This is a genomic window from Ignavibacteria bacterium (assembly GCA_025612375.1).
Lineage (GTDB): Bacteria > Bacteroidota > Ignavibacteria > Ignavibacteriales > SURF-24 > JAAXKN01.
Window position 1 is genome coordinate 50,532 of the sequence record JAAXKN010000012.1, and the last position, 15,962, is coordinate 66,493.

Here is a 15,962-nt window from a genome sequence, read left to right on the forward strand (position 1 = left end):
TTATTTTATGCAGGACTTTCTCTTTAAAGCTTTTAGTGAAATGACACCTGAGGATTACCGAAGGGTCGACTTCAAATCCGGCCTCGAAATCCATCAGCAGCTCCTTACAAAAAAGAAACTCTTCTGCCGCTGCCCCGCGGGCATTTACAGCACCAGCTATAACGCTGAAATACTGCGCCATATGAGGCCTACACTCTCCGAGCTCGGCGAATACGACGGCACGGCACTAATGGAGTTTAAGACAAAAAAAGAAATCATCTACCAGATTAACCGCGATACCGTCTGCACGTACGAGATGGACGACACTCCCCCCTTTGAAATAAACGACGAAGCCCTCGATATCGCTCTCGGTATCGGCATGCTCTTAAACTGCACTACGGTCGACGAGATCCATATTGCACGCAAACAGTACCTCGACGGCAGCATCCCTACAGGGTTCCAGAGGACTTCAATTATCGCGCTCGACGGCAGGATACCTTTTAAGGACCGGCACATAAATATCGTCCAGATTTCAATCGAGGAGGACTCCTGCCGCGAGGTCAGCGATATTGGCCACCGCAGGGTCTACCTTTCAGACCGCCTCGGCATGCCTTTAATTGAAACCGTAACAGCACCCGATATGCTTACACCCCAGGAAGTTGCAGCCGCGGCCGGCATTTGCCGCAAACTAGTTAAATCTACGGGCAGGGTCCGCACCGGAATCGGCTCGGCAAGGCAGGACGTAAACGTCAGCGTTGAAGGGGGTACAAGAATTGAAATTAAAGGGGTACCCAGAATCCCCATGATCCCGCTTCTGACATATAACGAAGCCATGAGGCAGTGGAACCTCCTGCGCTTAAAAGAAGAACTCTTCAGGCGCGGCATTACTCCCCAAACCTTCCAGGCCAGGTTTGAAGACGTTACAAAGCTCCTTAAAAGAACTTACTTCCTCCCGGTGCAGAATGCCCTCAGCCAGGGCATGATAGTTAAATGCGCACTCCTTAAGGGCTTCCGCGGGCTCCTTAACTGGCCCACACAAACCGACACCTTCTTCTCAAAGGAAATATCGGACAGAGTCAGAGTAATAGCATGCCTTACTACTCTGCCTAATATAATCCACTCCGACAGCAAGGGTGATACGCTTTCTTCAAGCGATTGGCAGAAAATAAAGAAAAGCATGGGCGCAAGCGAAGATGACGCAATGGTTCTCGTATGGGGAAACCCCGCCGACGCCGAAATGGGTGCCTGCGAAATTATTATTAGAGCCAAAGAGGCAACCATCGGCGTGCCTTCTGAAACCCGTCAGGCACTGCGCGACGGGACAAACGGATTTGAACGCATACTGCCGGGACCCGACAGAATGTACCCCGATACGGACCTTCCTCCTAAAAAAATTACAAGGGAAAGACTTTCAAAAATACGCCTGGGACTCCCTGAACCGGTCTGGGAAAGGGAAGCCTGGTACAGAAGCCTGAAAGTCCCCGAAGACGTAATAGGGCCGCTTGCGGAATCCCGTTATGCTGCCCTCTTTATGAAACTCGTTGCAAAGTGGAATATCGATCCTGTTCTGGCCTCAGTTGCACTCATACAGTACCCAAAGCGCCTTAGCCATAAGGGCTTAGATACGGGAGTACTGACTGAAGCGATATTTGAAGAGATATTCCTGGCGTTCAAACAGGGCAGGCTTGCGCGCGAAGGAGTTCTCCCGGCTCTCGAAAATGCGGCCCGCTCGGGAAGCTTTTTTGTGGACATGCTCCCCCCGGCATGCTCGGAACAGGAACTCATGCATTTCCTTTCACTTGCCCGCAGTGAGCTCTCAGGCATTAAGCTCCATAAACCCGCATGCGAAAAGACCGTCCTCATGAGCCTCGTCATGAAACACCTTAGAGGCAGGGTTGAAGGACGCAGGGTAATGGAAACAATCGGTACTCTTTTCCAGGAGGCGAAATGAATTCAGACATTTATAAAGGCTACAGGGGTGAAGCACTGGACGCACTGAAAAACTTCGGCGCAGAGGTCTGGAGCGACGTTGAGATCAAAACTTCAACCGGGAAATTTACAGGCATTATACTCCCCCGCTCCGAAACAGCCGACTCTCACCACATTGTAATTAAGCTCCGTTCGGGCTACAACATAGGAATTTTTGCCGGAGGAATTCAGGCAATTACTGTTACAGGACACAAGGAAGCTCACTATAAAATACCAGAAAAGGAGTTCCCCTATAACCCGCAGAAACCTAAGGTTAAACTTCTCGGCACCGGCGGAACAATTGCAAGCCGCCTCGACTACCGTACGGGAGCCGTTATACCGGCTTTTTCACCCGGTGAACTTTATGGCTCTGTTCCCGAACTTGCTGATATCTGCAACCTGGAGACTGAAAAACTCTACGGCGTCTTCAGCGAAAATATGGGTCCCGAACAGTGGATCGGTACGGCTCAGGCTATTGGACGCGAAATTGAAAAAGGGGTCCAGGGAATTGTAATCGGGCACGGAACTGACACAATGCACCACACGGCGGCCATTCTGTCCTTTATGGTGCAGAACACTCCTGTTCCAATTGTTATGGTGGGATCCCAGCGCTCAAGCGACCGCCCGTCTTCAGATGCGGCGCTGAACCTGATGCACAGCGTCAAGACCGCGGCCGAAAGCGACATTGCAGAAATAATGGTATGCATGTTCGGCCCTACTTCCGACGCGTACGGACTATTGCACCGCGGAACCCGCGTAAGAAAAATGCACTCAAGCTACAGGTCTACTTTCCGCACCATTGGAGACATACCGATTGCAATGGTAAGCCGCGAGAAGATTACGCCTTTAAGACAGGATTATAAGAAAAGGCGCAGGGACCACGGCGTTACAATAAATACGGCCTTTGAAGAAAAAGTCGGCATTGTTTATTACTACCCGAATATGAAGCCCGACATAATTGACTCAATGATCGATAACGGCTACAAGGGAATTGTAATTGCAGGAACGGGTTTAGGACACGTCAACAAGCCTCTTTACCCCGCGCTAAAAAGAGCCCATGAGAAAAATATTGCGGTATATATGACGGTTCAGACCCTGTGGGGATATGTGCAGATGTATGTTTATGATACCGGGCGTGACATGATGGAGCTCGGTGTGGTCCCCACGGCCAATATGCTCCCCGAGGTTGCTTATGTTAAGCTCGGCTGGGCACTGGGGCAGACGCAGGACCCACAGAAGGTTAAGGACATAATGCTCACTCCCATAGCAGGCGAAATTACAGAACGCGAACCGAGCAACGGCTACTTAATTTACCAGGGCGGCATCCCCGAGGTTGAAGAGTTCATATCCAAATACGTCAAATAAGTTCAAGGTTAAAACAACTTGAGGCCCGCTTTAGCGGGCCTTTCTCAATTGACTAGCCATGAGCTTTAGCTCGTGGTTTGATGCGCACCCACTCGCCCCGGAACTTTAGTCCCGGATTTTCTATTTATTATCCTCAATAACAATAAACTCATTCTTTTTGGGACGGACTTCATCATACAATCTTTTGAGGGAACGGTACGCACCCTGACTCCCCCTCTGAGTCGAAACCCTGTAGAGATGAATTGCCTCAAGTCTGTTCTTCTTTACTCCCGTCCCCGTCTCATAACAGTAGGCTAATGCCATCTGTGCTAAAAGTGAACCCGAATCAGCGGCTTCTCTTAATACTTTAACCGATTCCGTGGAATCCTGATACGGGAAATGATCCTGCACATTTGCAATTGCAATCCTTACCTTCCCTTCGCTGCTTCCAAGATCCGAAGCCCGCTTCCAGATCGCTATGGCCTTACTCTTATTCTGAAGAGTTAAATTACCCGAATAATAACAAAGCCCCATTTCTATAATTGCCGGAATATAGTTTTCATCTGCGGCATCCTTTAAGAGCTTTAAGGCTTCACTTTCCGGGACCTGGAAATTATAGCGCAAAGCTACAAGTCCAGCATAAGCAAACCGCGCCTCTGAATTCTTCTGGTCCAGCAGTACTTTTAATTTCCTGAAGAACTCGGGCTTCTGTATGAGGCTAAATAAAAGCTTCGGGGCACGCCTGGAGTCAAGGCGTATGGCTCTTATATACTGCACCGCAGCCTGAACAAGATCCCGTCTTACCCCAATCCCCTTTTCATAACAGCGCCCCAGCATTGTCTGTGCCTCAGGGCTCCCTGATTCTGCCGCATTCTCAATTGTACTTATTACCGACAAATCAGGCAGGAACGTACTGTCGCTTAAAACAACATTCCCGAGGGCATACTTAAGCTCGTCGCTTCCTTCTCTTAAGACTTCCTTTAATAGCGTTACGTCGTCAATGCCTGAAAGCGAATCCTGCCTGAGATCCATATAGTTTATGCCGAGGGCGGGGTTGACTAATGTAACGGAATTTGGCTTCTGCTCAATTGCCTTGACCGATTTTATATCCACCGAATCCAGCCCGAATTCCATCCTGTACTTAAGCATCTCCTCCAGGACGTCAATGGCAGGCTTATACCCCTTATCGGCCGCTTTTTTGATGTATGTGAAAGCTTTCTTGTAATTTCTCGGCACTACAAGATTGTCCAGCATCATGAGCCCCAGAACATACTCCGCCTCAGGCATTTTGCCTTTTGCGGCTTTCTGAAAATTTTCGTAGGCTTTGAACGGGTTCCATTCCGTCCCCCAGCCGTTGTTCTGGAAAATGCCAAGGTTGTATTGTGCTTCGGGCAGGTTCTGCGCAGCTGCTTTTTTTGTCCACTGCACGCATTTTACGGTATCAGCCGGAAACCCCTGTCCTAAAAGATAGCGGATACCAAGCTCATGCTGTGCCTTTGCGTTGCCGTCATTGGCTTCTTTGATAAGAAAATAGCTCTGCCAGAGTGCATAGGAGTCGCTTACGCGCTTAAAAAGGGTTGATGAATCCGGTACCTGATAGTCCTTGAAAACCGGACTGTTGGGATGAGGTTTCTGTTCCTTTTTCTGTTTTTGTTCCTGTTTCTGTCCAAAGACGGTTTGCCCAAAGGCTAAAAAAACGAACAAACAAGCGAAGCTGAAAAGATATTTAATTTTTGCTGGCAGAGTATTGTTTCCCTTTTACATTTTAACACACATAAATACCTAAAACAAAACATAAATTCAATGAAGAACCCGTTCCTTTTGTTTCCGGTATTTTTCCTGTTTTTCTTCTTCTTTATACCTGCCAGCCCGGCGTTTGTTCCTTGGTATGCCTATTTATCCCGCTTCTTCGATTTTAATGAACCGATAAGATAAACATATCCGCTGAGTACAAACATCGTAATTACCTGCAGATAAATGGGAGTTGTAACCAGTTCCGAATCCATAATTCCGAGCAGAATAAAGGTATACTTTAAGGCATAATAGAATATTTTGCCAATTCCAATTGCAAAAAGAGCTGAGTAAAATCCGTTAAACTTTTTGCTGAATTCATAAAAAAGCCAGACGTTCAGGCCCATTTCAGCCGTCAGAAGAATTGACTTTTCCACCGAGGGATGACTTGAAATAAGAAAAGAGAACAGCGGGAGCGAAAAAGCAATGAAAAAGCTGTTTAATTTACCTGAATGCGCCATGGAGAGAATGAGCATGATCCTCATCGGTTCAAGCAGGTAAAAAGGAATGCTGAACATGTGCGAAATGGTCGGCACAAAATATATAAAGGCTAGCGCAATTATGTCCAGAAGAACACTTTTAATACCTTCTTTGGTTTTTACTAAGGCAAGAATATTTTCCATATGTTTCCCCGTTACTTAAAGGTTATCCTGTTACATCAGCTTTTTCTGATAAGTGAATATAATATTTTTTTCTTTTTTTATAAATTAAATTGTAATTTTTATGGGGGAAATTTAAGGCACCCATCCTTATATTTCACTTTCATTAATCCATTTTTCTATTAAATTAGGTTTCATCTTCAAAAACCATATTCCATAAATAAAAGCGGACGGATAGGATGGATAGAAGAGATTTTATTAAGAAAACTTTTGCAGCCTCGGCCCTGGCAGCAGCCGGCACTACACTCCCCTTTGGACAGAAGAGTAACCTCTGGGCTCTGGGCTCAGGCCTCATGCAGAACCCTTATGATATGGTGGCAATTAAGGGCGGGGAACCCGACGTTATGTTCGATAAGGCTATAGCTTCTCTTGGCGGCATGAGCAAGTTTGTAAAGAAAGGACAGACTGTAGTCGTTAAACCGAATATCGGATGGGATGTGACTCCTGAAAAAGGAGCTAATACAAACCCCAAACTCGTAAGAAGAATCGTTCAGCACTGCTTTAACGCTGGCGCAAAGGAAGTTTTTGTTTTTGACCATACATGCGACACCTGGACCAACTGCTACTCCAACAGCGGCATTGAACGCGCTGCAAAAGACGCCGGAGCAAAGGTTGTCTCTGCTGCAAATGAAGGCTATTACCAACAGGTTAAAATTAAAAACGGCAAGAGACTTACTAACGCAAAAATCCATGAACTCATATTAAGCTCAAACGTATTCATTAACGTCCCTATACTTAAAAACCACGGCGGAGCTAAAATTACCGCTTCAATGAAAAACCTCATGGGAATTATATGGGACAGGGAGTTCATGCACAAAAACGATCTCCACCAGACAATTGCCGACCTGGCAAGCTTCCGCAAGCCTGACCTGAACGTTGTGGACGCATACTATGTAATGAAAAATCACGGCCCGAGAGGCGTATCCAAAGAAGACGTTGTTACCATGAAGTCGCAGATCGTCTCAACTGATATCGTGGCATCCGATGCAGCAGCAATAAAGCTCTTCGGCATGGATCCCGAAAGCATAGACTACCTGAAGCATGCATCAGATATGAGGCTCGGAAGAAAGGATTTAAATAAGCTTAATATTAACAGAATCAAAATTTAATTGCGAGATTTAAGTTCATGTTACTTGCCCGGTTAAAGAAAATCAGGATCGCTGTTTCCATCTTATTTTTTCTTTTTACAGCAGTTTTATTTCTGGATTTTAAGAGTTACATCCCCATAACTGCACATAAGTATATCCTTTATGTGCAGTTTGTGCCTTCCCTGCTGAAGTTTGTAAATGTTCTAAGCATTGCTGCGGCAGGCTTTATATTCATTATTATACTTACTCTTTTGTTCGGAAGGGTCTACTGCTCAACAATATGCCCTCTCGGCACGCTGCAGGATATTGCAATATATATAACCCGGAAATTCAGGAAGAAAAAGAAAAACCGCTTCCGCTACCTGAGGCCCCAAAACCTCCTGAGATACAGCCTGCTGGCACTCGCAGTAATACCGGTATTATTCGGAAGCATGTTTGTCCTTGATCTTCTTGATCCTTACAGCAACTTCGGGAAAATAAACTCAAACCTCTTAAGGCCCGTTCTCGTGTTCTTAAATAACTCGGCCGCCTACACTCTGGAGAGCTTTAAGAACTATTCACTTTATCCATTTGAGCTTAGAACAATAAGCCTTCTTGGAGCAGGTTTCTCAGTCCTCTTCCTGGCTTTCGTCCTCTGGATGTCTGTAGCTAAAGGAAGGCTTTACTGCAACTCCGTCTGCCCTGTTGGAACGCTTCTTGGACTTATCTCCAGGTTTTCAATCTTTAAGATTGCGATAGACCAGACTAAGTGCAAAGGCTGCGGAATATGCGAAAGGACCTGCAAATCGGGATGCATTGATAACAAGACCCGCTCAGTCGATTTCTCAAGATGCGTAAGCTGCTTTAACTGCTTTAACGTCTGCCCGAGCGAGGGCCTCACTTATGAAAAACCCTCAAAAGAAAAAGAGACTGTAGACTTAAAAGAAACCGACACAAAAAAGCGTGAGTTTATCTTTAAGACTTCGGCTTACCTTGTGGGCTTAAGCGGTCTGGCTTTTATGCAGCAGAAAAAGGTTATAAAAAGCTATAAGAAAAATTCAGTCCCCACTTTTAAGCAAAATCCCCTTACCCCTCCGGGCTCCAGGGGCATTGATCACTTTACAAGCACGTGCACTGCATGCCACCTTTGCGTAAGCGCATGCCCGGCACAGGTGCTTCAGCCCGCGTATCTTGAATACGGGCTTAGAGGAATGATGCAGCCTCATATGGATTACATGACCAGCTTCTGCCAATATGAATGCACAATCTGCACCGATGTCTGCCCCAACGGCGCAATACTGCCATTGACTCTGGAAACAAAGAAACTGACTCAGCTTGGGAAGGTTAAGTTTGTCAAGGACGACTGTATAGTTAAAACAGAAAACACCGACTGCGGAGCCTGCTCGGAGCACTGCCCTACAAAGGCGGTCAACATGGTTCCATACAAAGGGAAGCTATCAATTCCGGAAGTAAAAGACGAGTACTGCATCGGATGCGGAGCCTGTGAATATGCATGTCCGGCCAGGCCGTACAAGGCAATTTACGTGGAAGGAAACCCAAAGCACCTCATAGCCAAAAAGCCAGAAGTCAAAAAGATTGATCAAAAGGTGGATTACAAGGAAGATTTCCCGTTCTAGATTTGAGAATATGCCCGCCAGAGGCGGGCATATTTTGTAATTATACCCCTGTCGGAATAAGCGCGCTTAAAAGGAGCTGGTTCCACTGCTGCTTAGCCTGATCGTACACCCCGAACCCTGAACAGAACTCCCAATAAGACCAGCTGAATCCCCTCTGCTCTGCCTGACGCGAAATGTAATATGTCCACTGCGCGCGCGATTCGATATCGGCTTTATTGTACGCCCCGAATTCACCTATATAAACCGGACGGTTATTTGCTTTCGACCAGATCAAAAGCTGATCCATGTCTTTTGCCACTGCCTGCTTTTCAACTTCAGTCGCACTCCACGTTGTCCCCAGCCACAAGTCGCTTCCAAGGACCCACTCGGCTCCCTGGTGCGTAAATATAAACGGGTCGTAGTAGTGAACCGTCGCAATTACATTCTTTTCCTCGGCCGGAATTGCCAGACTGCCTATAGATCCTACGCTGTTCCAGTCCGGCCCCCCAACAATCAGCGTCCTGTATGGGTTCTTTTCCCTTATTGCACTTATTGCGTCTTTCAAATAAGCATTCCAAACCTCCGGCGTCAGGTTTCCATTGGGTTCATTCAAAACTTCAAAGAAAAGATCGGCCGAATAGTCAACATAATGCTCTGAAATCTGGCGCCAGAGCGAAATAAACCGGTCCTTATTTGCCGTGGGTGCATCTATCAACTCATCATAATGATGCATATCAAGCACAACTGCAAGCCCTCTTGAAAGGGCCTCGTCAATAATTACGTCCACTCTCTTAAAGAAATCAGGACTTATCTCATACGGGGCTTTATCTGAGGCGTGGCCCGACCATTTTACAGGAAGGCGGACCGAACTGAATCCTTTTTCTTTTATCAGCTTAAAGAATTCTTCCTTAACCGTAACTCCCCATTCTCCTTCATTTGGGGCTTCCAGGGAATTGCCGATGTTTATTCCCCTGCCGAGTTTTTTATTCTGCTCAAAAGGATCAAGCGGCTGCGTAATGCCTTCCTTCTTGGGTTCCAGTATTCCATCTGAACTGCCGGAACATCCGCTGTATGTAATTAATAGTATGACTGAGAAAATAATAAAATAGAAATTTCTTCTGTTATAAATCATAGCGGCTCTTCAGGTTTAGTTTTAACTGCACTGCAAATTCAGTATCTGCAGGATTAGAATTTTGCAAATTTAATATTAAATGCAGCATAATCAAAACCTAAAACCTGAGGAGCACTATGGAAAAATCAGTACTCTTTTTTATTTGTAAATATTATCCTTTTTTTTACTGCTTTGTAAACTCCAGCAAAGCGTCAAACGGGTTGTTGTTTGCATCAGTTAATGTCTGCTTTGTAGTAAATTTATTTCCAGTCATCGTAATATCTACAGTCGTCTTCTCCCCGTTGGTGTTTGTCAGGTTCACTACCCCGTTACTGTATGTATATGTTCCGCTTTCTGTTGTAGTACCCATACTGTCCACCTGGGTTATTGTAGCGGTGTTATCGTTCCTGAATTCCATTGTAATTGAAAGCCCCAGCTGCTGGGGTGTAAATGAAGTCTTAGAACCATCCTGATTCGTTACCATCACATTGCTTAAGAGCCATTTACCAACTATCGGACTTGAAGAAGTTACCGGACTGGCAGGGTTATTGTTATCTTTTTTGCATCCCGAATATATGACTAAAGACATCAGAACAAGAATATACATAAAACCGGCCTTATATCTTAAAAACATACTATATCTCCTCCTAAGAAGTTAATTTTGGTGTGTGATTATTTTTCAGGAAAGTAGCTGATAATAAACGATAGGTAAAATGGAAAACTAATTCAAAGGCAAAAAGCCTGCATTATCCGCAGACTGAATCAAATTTGTGTAGGGGCGAGCGGCGCTCGCCCAAATAAAAATTGGGTGTAATGCAAGGAACTGATGTTTGTTTAAAGGTGGTCTTTCTTAAGAAGAATTGTTACCCTGTTCAACCCTTCCAGCACCTCCTCTTTGGGCAGATTCCCTTTCCTGAGCTCCTCTTCCGGCTTTTCCATCAGCCTGAGGTAAAACTTTTCTGCTTTCTGCAGATAACCCGGCTCACCCGTCTCCGTAAGCTCAAAAAGGACGTCTTCGGCATCGGCAAAGCGCCCCTGAATCTCATAATAGCGTATGAGCTTTTCTGCAATTTCAGGCGGGATCTGAAAGCCTGAGACTCTTTCAAGCACACTTTCAGTGTCCTTTACAAAACGGTCCGTCATCAGCTCGTCTTTATTAATTAAAGCCTCAAGGAATAAACTTAATGAGTCAAAATAGACAAGAACCGACTCCTCGTTCCCTTCGCCATGAATCATCTCATCTATTGCGGCCTCCTCTTTCAGAAGCTCAGCTATCATCAGGCATCTTTCATACTGCGTAGAGCCCGTTATCTTCAGAAAATTTATTATCTCCACGTCGGACATTGAGCGGATCAGGTCGGGATCGAGCCCGAGCATATTTGGATAAGCCTGACGTATGAGTTCTTTAGCCTCGTCCAGATTTTTAGCTCCCTTGCTGAAAAGTATCTTACTTAGCACCTGTGTAAGCTGCTCAATAAGCCTTAAAATATAGTCCCTTTCAAACATCTGTGATCCCTGTAAAAATGTATCCTTAAATTAATTACAACAATGTAATTCCACAAGCCCGCAATTTCTTTAATTCCCTTCTTCTACTTTTTAATTTTTAATTGCCCCTCAGGGTGATCACCGTAATCTCCGGCGTTGAATTATACCTGAATGGAACAATAGACATACCAAGGCCCCGCGTTACAACCATAAGCATATTGCCTATGTGAAAGTCCCCTTTTACATAGGGAGTTTCAAACTGCGTAAAGGTAAAGTTATGAAACGGAAAAAGAAACGTAATCTGCCCTCCGTGCGTGTGCCCGGCCAAAAGCAGGTCGTAATGCTCCTCCGCTGCCCTGTCAATTAAATACTGGCTCGGCTGGTGCGTAAGCAGTATTCTTATGCTGCTGTGGTTAAGGTCAGTAAGCCTGTCCAGAAGATCAACACCTATCCTCCCCACATAAGTGCTTGTAACGAAGGTAACGCCTATAGCGGCATTTCCAACGTTGAAAATCTTATTTTGATTGTCCAGCATATCCACCTTCTTTTCTTTTAAGGCGGTAGACACCTCCCTGAGGCTTCTGGCATTATCGTTTCTGTATGCCCAGTTATCGTGGTCGCCCACACAGGAGTAAACGCCCAGGCGCGACCTGATATCCCCCAAGTACTCGGCTGCAAGGTTAATATAGTCGGGTGAGCTTGTAATTACGTCGCCGCCAACAAGAACAAGATCGGGCTTTGTTTCGTTTACCCTTTCAATGTACCTTCCAAGCCTTTTTTTATTAGTATAAGGGTCGGCTTGTGTATCTGAAATAAATGTGATCCTGAAATTCTTCAGGCTCTCCGGAAGCCCCGCTTTCTTAAGTTCCACATGCCTTACTTCAATTGTATTGAAGTCGTAAATAATTCTTGCAGGAACATAAATGATAAATGCCGCCGTAATTGCGGCAGTAATCCATGCAGCATAAAGCCGCGCCCTTTCCCTCTGTTTTCTTATAAAAGGGTAGATTATAAGCCTCAGCAGGTCAATGGGAAGAATAATGAAAAGCGACTGGACAACAATAAGTTCCAGTATTATAAAGGGAAAGAAGATGAAGTAATCAAAAAGCCCTCCCTGCGGCTGGGAGTAAGGCCTGCCGTTTGTAAGCTGTATTATTATGAGGTTCAGAATCAGGTATAAAGGGAATAAATTCAAAAGGATAAGAAATATCAGGCTTCCTGTTTTAATCCTGTTTTTGCCTGCGGCTCCAAGTATCGTTCTTAATGACGAAGTAATCCTTTTATAAAAATAAATTTCCAGTACTATAAAAAGCAGCACGGCTAAAATGATCCGCAAAATAAAACCCATAACTAAATCTGCTTAAAAGTTAAAAGAGTATGTATTAAAACGCCTGAAGTAAATCTTCAGGCATCCATAACTAACAAAATTTAAGCTATTTTAGTTTTATATTAAAGCCTATGTAATAGAATTCTTTAAAAACAAAAAAGGGCTCCCGCAGGGAACCCCTTTTCTTCACTTTTTAATTTTTAATTTCTCTTCAGGGTAATCACCGTAATCTCCGGAGTCGAATTGTACCTGAAAGGAATGGTGGACATTCCAAGCCCGCGCGTTACAACCATGAGCATTTTGCCTATATGAAAGTCCCCTTTTACATACTGTGTCTCAAGCTGTGTAAATGTCAGGTTATGAAACGGGAAAAGAAACGTGAGCTGTCCGCCATGAGTATGGCCTGCAAGCATGAGGTCATAGTTTTCCTTTGAAGCCCTGTCAATTATGTACTGGCTTGGCTGATGCGAAAGCATTATTTTTATGTTGCTGTGGTTATTATCAGTCAGCTTATTCAGAAGATCAGTCCCTATTCTGTCGACGTAAGTACTGGTTGCAAATGTAACGCCTATTTTTGCCTCGCCCACGTTAAAAACCCTGTTAACGTTATCCAGCATATCCACTTTCTTCTCCCTCAGGGCGGTTGAAACTTCTCTGATGCTTCTTACATTGTCATCTTTGTATGCCCAGTGGTCGTGGTCGCCTATGCATGAGTAAACACCCAGGCGTGACCTGATGTCGCCCAGGTACTCGGCTGCAAGGTTAATGTAATTCGGAGTGTATTCCGGCGTGCCTGTAATTACGTCGCCTCCAACAAGAACAAGGTCAGGCTTTGTTTCATTCAGCCTCTCGATAAACTTTCCTATTCTTTTCCTGTTGTTATAGGAATCGGCCTGAGTATCTGCAATAAATGCAATTTTGAAATTATTCAGGCTCTCCGGCAGGCCGGCTTTTGTTAACTCCACCTGCCTTACTTCAATACCTTTATTGTCATAAATTATTCTTACGGGGACATATACAAAAAATGCGGCGGCAATTCCAATTACGGCCCAGGCGGCAATAAGCCTTACCTTTTCCTGGTGCTTCTTTGTAAAAGGAGCAGCCGCAAGCCTCAATAAATCCACCGGCAGAATAAATAAAATTGACTGCGCAATAATTAAAAGCAGAATGACAAAGGGAAAGTAAATAAAATAATCAAAAAAACCGCCCTCCGGCTGGGAGTACAGCCTGCCCTGCGTAAGCTGTACAAAAAGAAGGCTTGAGAGCATGTACAAAGGATAGAAATTCAGGACTATCAGAAATATCAGGCCGCCCGTTTTTATCTTACCTGATGTGCCGAAAGCTGTTTTTAATGAAAATGTAAGTCGCTTATAATAATAAAATTCAATTAATATAAGAAGCGTAACTGCTGATACAATCTGCAAAACAAAACTCATATAGTCTAAATCTGGCTAATATTATTCAAATGCGTATATTTAAGCGCCTGAAGAGGAAGAATAAACAAAAAATAAGGTTAAAAATGCGGATATGTCTGCTTCAGGTAATCATTATGATACATTAATAATGCCAGTTTAGTTCACTTTCTTAAAGCCCTGTGCCGAAAAACTCCTCCAGCGTGGTGTCCGACCAGTCGCCGTGCACAGGCTTGTAAGGGATGCCTGAAATTCCCGGATCCCCGGGCTCATCCGTCAGATCCTGATCTGTGGGAATAAATTCCGTGTTATCCGGATCTCCCCCGAAGATTTCTGAAGTAGTGGGAACATACCCCCTCCCGGTTGAAATTGTTGCAATGAGCCTCCCGTCTGTGTCATACAAGGCGCCGTGTTCAAATGTGCCGAGAGTTTCACCTGCAAGTGACACTACCGTGTCGCCCTCCAGTGTAGCTATCTCCTTGCCGCTTTTGCTGATGAATTTATATTCATCCAGATAGAACTGAGCCTCACCCGACTGATCGTAAAACCATTCTTCAACCATTTTTCACCTCAAAATGTTGTATGCCTAAAGCTGCACGTTAAAGGAGCACTTTTTATATTCTCACGAAAAAAAATGATTTATTCAAGGTAAGGCCGCCTCCCCCTTGGCCCAATTATTTATGAACAAATATATAAACCCGTTTGCTGTTTACATTTGTTCTTATTTATTTATATTAAAATACACCCGGTCAGATAAGAAGGGGTGTAGTTCCTCTTTCCGATCCTAAACATAGACGCATTAATTATAATGAGAGGGCAAAAATGGGAAATGCGATTGAAAAACCCCAGGGTAAACTGGGCGTAATGATTGTTGGTATTAACGGAGCCGTTGCTACCACTTTTCTGGCAGGAGTTATGTCAATCAGAAAAGGTTTTGCCAGGCCTATCGGTTCACTTACCCAGATGGGAACGATCAGACTCGGGCCCAGAAACGAGGAAAAGTTTCCGATGATTAAGGATTTTGTTCCCCTTGCAAACCTCAATGACCTCGTCTTCGGCGGATGGGACATACGTGACGAGAACTGCTATGAATCTTCACTTAATGCTAAAGTCCTGGAAGAAAAAGACCTCCTTAAGGTCAAAGATGACCTTGAGGCAATCCGCTCAATGCCCGGGGTCTTTGAAAGAAAGTTCGTAAAGCGCCTTAACGGAACGTGGGTTAAAAAAGGCACATCAAAGTTTGACCTCATGGAACAGCTGAGGGATGATATCAGAACCTTCAAGGAGGCGCACGGCGTAAACCGCATGGTTGTTATCTGGTGCGCAAGCACCGAAACTTTTATTCCTGTAAACGGAATACACAAGAAGCTCGAGCTCTTTGAAGAAGGGATGAGAAACAATAACCCCAACATCCCCCCAAGCATGCTCTATGCGTACGCCGCAATCTCAGAGGGCGTGCCGTTTATTAACGGGGCACCTAACCTGACCGTCGATACACCAGCCATTATGGAACTGGCTGATAAAATGCATATACCCGTTGGCGGTAAGGACTTTAAGACAGGCCAGACGCTTATTAAAACCGTTATTGCCCCGATGCTTAAGGCAAGAATGCTCGGGCTTAACGGATGGTTCTCAAGCAACATTCTGGGTAACCGCGACGGCGAGGTGCTCGATGACCCCGGAAGTTTTAAGACAAAGGAAGAAAGCAAACTTTCCGTGCTCGAGGGAATCCTTCAGCCGGAACTCTACCCGGAACTCTACGGCAACTTCTACCATAAGGTTAGAATTAACTACTATCCGCCGAGGGGCGATAACAAGGAAGGCTGGGATAATATAGACATATTCGGCTGGATGGGTTATCAGATGCAGCTTAAAATAGATTTCCTGTGCAGGGATTCTATACTTGCCGCCCCGATAGTACTCGACCTTATACTTTTTGCCGACCTGGCTCAAAGAGCAGGAATGTACGGCGTTCAGGACTGGCTCTCCTTCTACTTCAAGAGCCCTATGCATACGGCCGACACGGTGGCCGAACACGACCTGTTCATTCAGATGATGAAGCTGAAAAATAAGCTCAGGCAGATTATGGGCGAGGAGCTCGTTACCCACCTCGAAGAAGAAATGCCCCGGAAAATTACACGCCGGAAAATGAGAAAAGCTCTTAAATAAAATCTTCATCGGCATTACGAAAGGAGAAGCCATA

Annotated in this window: 13 protein-coding genes; 5 read left to right on the top strand and 8 right to left on the bottom strand. The window is 45.0% G+C overall.

All coding sequences use genetic code 11. From position 1 onward, the window contains the following. Window positions 1–7 precede the first annotated feature (7 nt). Both gatE and gatD read left to right on the top strand, forming a co-directional pair. Window positions 8–1,930: a Glu-tRNA(Gln) amidotransferase subunit GatE gene (gatE, locus tag HF312_09860; protein MCU7520506.1), complete on the top strand. Its 1,923-nt coding sequence runs from the start codon at window positions 8–10 to the stop codon at window positions 1,928–1,930. Then, entirely contained in the window at window positions 1,927–3,312 is a 1,386-nt protein-coding gene (gene gatD / locus HF312_09865; GenBank protein MCU7520507.1) for a Glu-tRNA(Gln) amidotransferase subunit GatD, read from the top strand. The genes gatE and gatD overlap by 4 nt, the downstream gene beginning before the upstream one ends. Window positions 3,313–3,432: 120 nt before the next feature. Here the strand turns inward: gatD and HF312_09870 are convergent, their stop codons facing one another. Continuing rightward, window positions 3,433–4,995, bottom strand: coding sequence for a sel1 repeat family protein (locus HF312_09870; GenBank protein MCU7520508.1), 1,563 nt, complete (start codon window positions 4,993–4,995; stop codon window positions 3,433–3,435). Window positions 4,996–5,183: 188 nt separating this feature from the next. Continuing rightward, entirely contained in the window at window positions 5,184–5,705 is a 522-nt protein-coding gene (locus HF312_09875; GenBank protein ID MCU7520509.1) for a hypothetical protein, read from the bottom strand. 215 nt (window positions 5,706–5,920) lie between these two features. Here HF312_09875 and HF312_09880 point away from each other — a divergent pair, with 215 nt between their 5' ends. Both HF312_09880 and HF312_09885 read left to right on the top strand, forming a co-directional pair. Beyond that, entirely contained in the window at window positions 5,921–6,850 is a 930-nt protein-coding gene (locus HF312_09880; protein ID MCU7520510.1) for a DUF362 domain-containing protein, read from the top strand. Between the two features lie 17 nt (window positions 6,851–6,867). Then, complete coding sequence (locus HF312_09885) at window positions 6,868–8,445, top strand: 4Fe-4S binding protein (GenBank protein MCU7520511.1); 1,578 nt, start codon at window positions 6,868–6,870, stop codon at window positions 8,443–8,445. A 40-nt stretch (window positions 8,446–8,485) separates the two neighbouring features. Here HF312_09885 and HF312_09890 read toward each other — a convergent pair whose 3' ends face one another. The 6 genes from HF312_09890 to HF312_09915 all read right to left on the bottom strand — a co-directional run bounded on the left by HF312_09890 (window position 8,486) and on the right by HF312_09915 (window position 14,321). Then, on the bottom strand, window positions 8,486–9,556 hold the full coding sequence (locus HF312_09890) for a glycoside hydrolase family 5 protein (GenBank protein MCU7520512.1): 1,071 nt from the start codon (window positions 9,554–9,556) through the stop codon (window positions 8,486–8,488). A 163-nt stretch (window positions 9,557–9,719) separates the two neighbouring features. After that, window positions 9,720–10,169 (bottom strand): lipocalin family protein, encoded by a 450-nt coding sequence (locus tag HF312_09895; GenBank protein ID MCU7520513.1) that lies wholly within the window; start codon window positions 10,167–10,169, stop codon window positions 9,720–9,722. Window positions 10,170–10,369: 200 nt separating this feature from the next. Continuing rightward, window positions 10,370–11,041: a hypothetical protein gene (locus HF312_09900; protein ID MCU7520514.1), complete on the bottom strand. Its 672-nt coding sequence runs from the start codon at window positions 11,039–11,041 to the stop codon at window positions 10,370–10,372. 97 nt (window positions 11,042–11,138) lie between these two features. Next, a complete protein-coding gene (locus HF312_09905) occupies window positions 11,139–12,368 on the bottom strand; it encodes a metallophosphoesterase (GenBank protein MCU7520515.1) in 1,230 nt (409 codons plus the stop codon). A 179-nt stretch (window positions 12,369–12,547) separates the two neighbouring features. After that, a complete protein-coding gene (locus HF312_09910) occupies window positions 12,548–13,771 on the bottom strand; it encodes a hypothetical protein (GenBank protein MCU7520516.1) in 1,224 nt (407 codons plus the stop codon). A gap of 160 nt (window positions 13,772–13,931) precedes the next feature. Continuing rightward, window positions 13,932–14,321: a hypothetical protein gene (locus tag HF312_09915; protein MCU7520517.1), complete on the bottom strand. Its 390-nt coding sequence runs from the start codon at window positions 14,319–14,321 to the stop codon at window positions 13,932–13,934. A 260-nt stretch (window positions 14,322–14,581) separates the two neighbouring features. On the opposite strand from HF312_09915, the gene HF312_09920 reads away from it, so the two are divergent. Then, entirely contained in the window at window positions 14,582–15,928 is a 1,347-nt protein-coding gene (locus HF312_09920; protein ID MCU7520518.1) for an inositol-3-phosphate synthase, read from the top strand. The last annotated feature ends 34 nt before the right edge of the window (window positions 15,929–15,962 follow it).

What these genes read in the sequence shown, in the direction of transcription:
- HF312_09900 (MCU7520514.1), bottom strand. Translation starts at nt 11,041, where the DNA reads ATGTTTGAAAGGGACTATATTTTAAGGCTTATTGAGCAGCTTACACAG.
- HF312_09880 (MCU7520510.1), top strand. Translation starts at nt 5,921, where the DNA reads ATGGATAGAAGAGATTTTATTAAGAAAACTTTTGCAGCCTCGGCCCTG.
- HF312_09885 (MCU7520511.1), top strand. Translation starts at nt 6,868, where the DNA reads ATGTTACTTGCCCGGTTAAAGAAAATCAGGATCGCTGTTTCCATCTTA.
- HF312_09920 (MCU7520518.1), top strand. Translation starts at nt 14,582, where the DNA reads ATGGGAAATGCGATTGAAAAACCCCAGGGTAAACTGGGCGTAATGATT.
- HF312_09905 (MCU7520515.1), bottom strand. Translation starts at nt 12,368, where the DNA reads ATGGGTTTTATTTTGCGGATCATTTTAGCCGTGCTGCTTTTTATAGTA.
- HF312_09895 (MCU7520513.1), bottom strand. Translation starts at nt 10,169, where the DNA reads ATGTTTTTAAGATATAAGGCCGGTTTTATGTATATTCTTGTTCTGATG.
- gatD (MCU7520507.1), top strand. Translation starts at nt 1,927, where the DNA reads ATGAATTCAGACATTTATAAAGGCTACAGGGGTGAAGCACTGGACGCA.
- HF312_09890 (MCU7520512.1), bottom strand. Translation starts at nt 9,556, where the DNA reads ATGATTTATAACAGAAGAAATTTCTATTTTATTATTTTCTCAGTCATA.
- HF312_09915 (MCU7520517.1), bottom strand. Translation starts at nt 14,321, where the DNA reads ATGGTTGAAGAATGGTTTTACGATCAGTCGGGTGAGGCTCAGTTCTAT.
- gatE (MCU7520506.1), top strand. Translation starts at nt 8, where the DNA reads ATGCAGGACTTTCTCTTTAAAGCTTTTAGTGAAATGACACCTGAGGAT.
- HF312_09875 (MCU7520509.1), bottom strand. Translation starts at nt 5,705, where the DNA reads ATGGAAAATATTCTTGCCTTAGTAAAAACCAAAGAAGGTATTAAAAGT.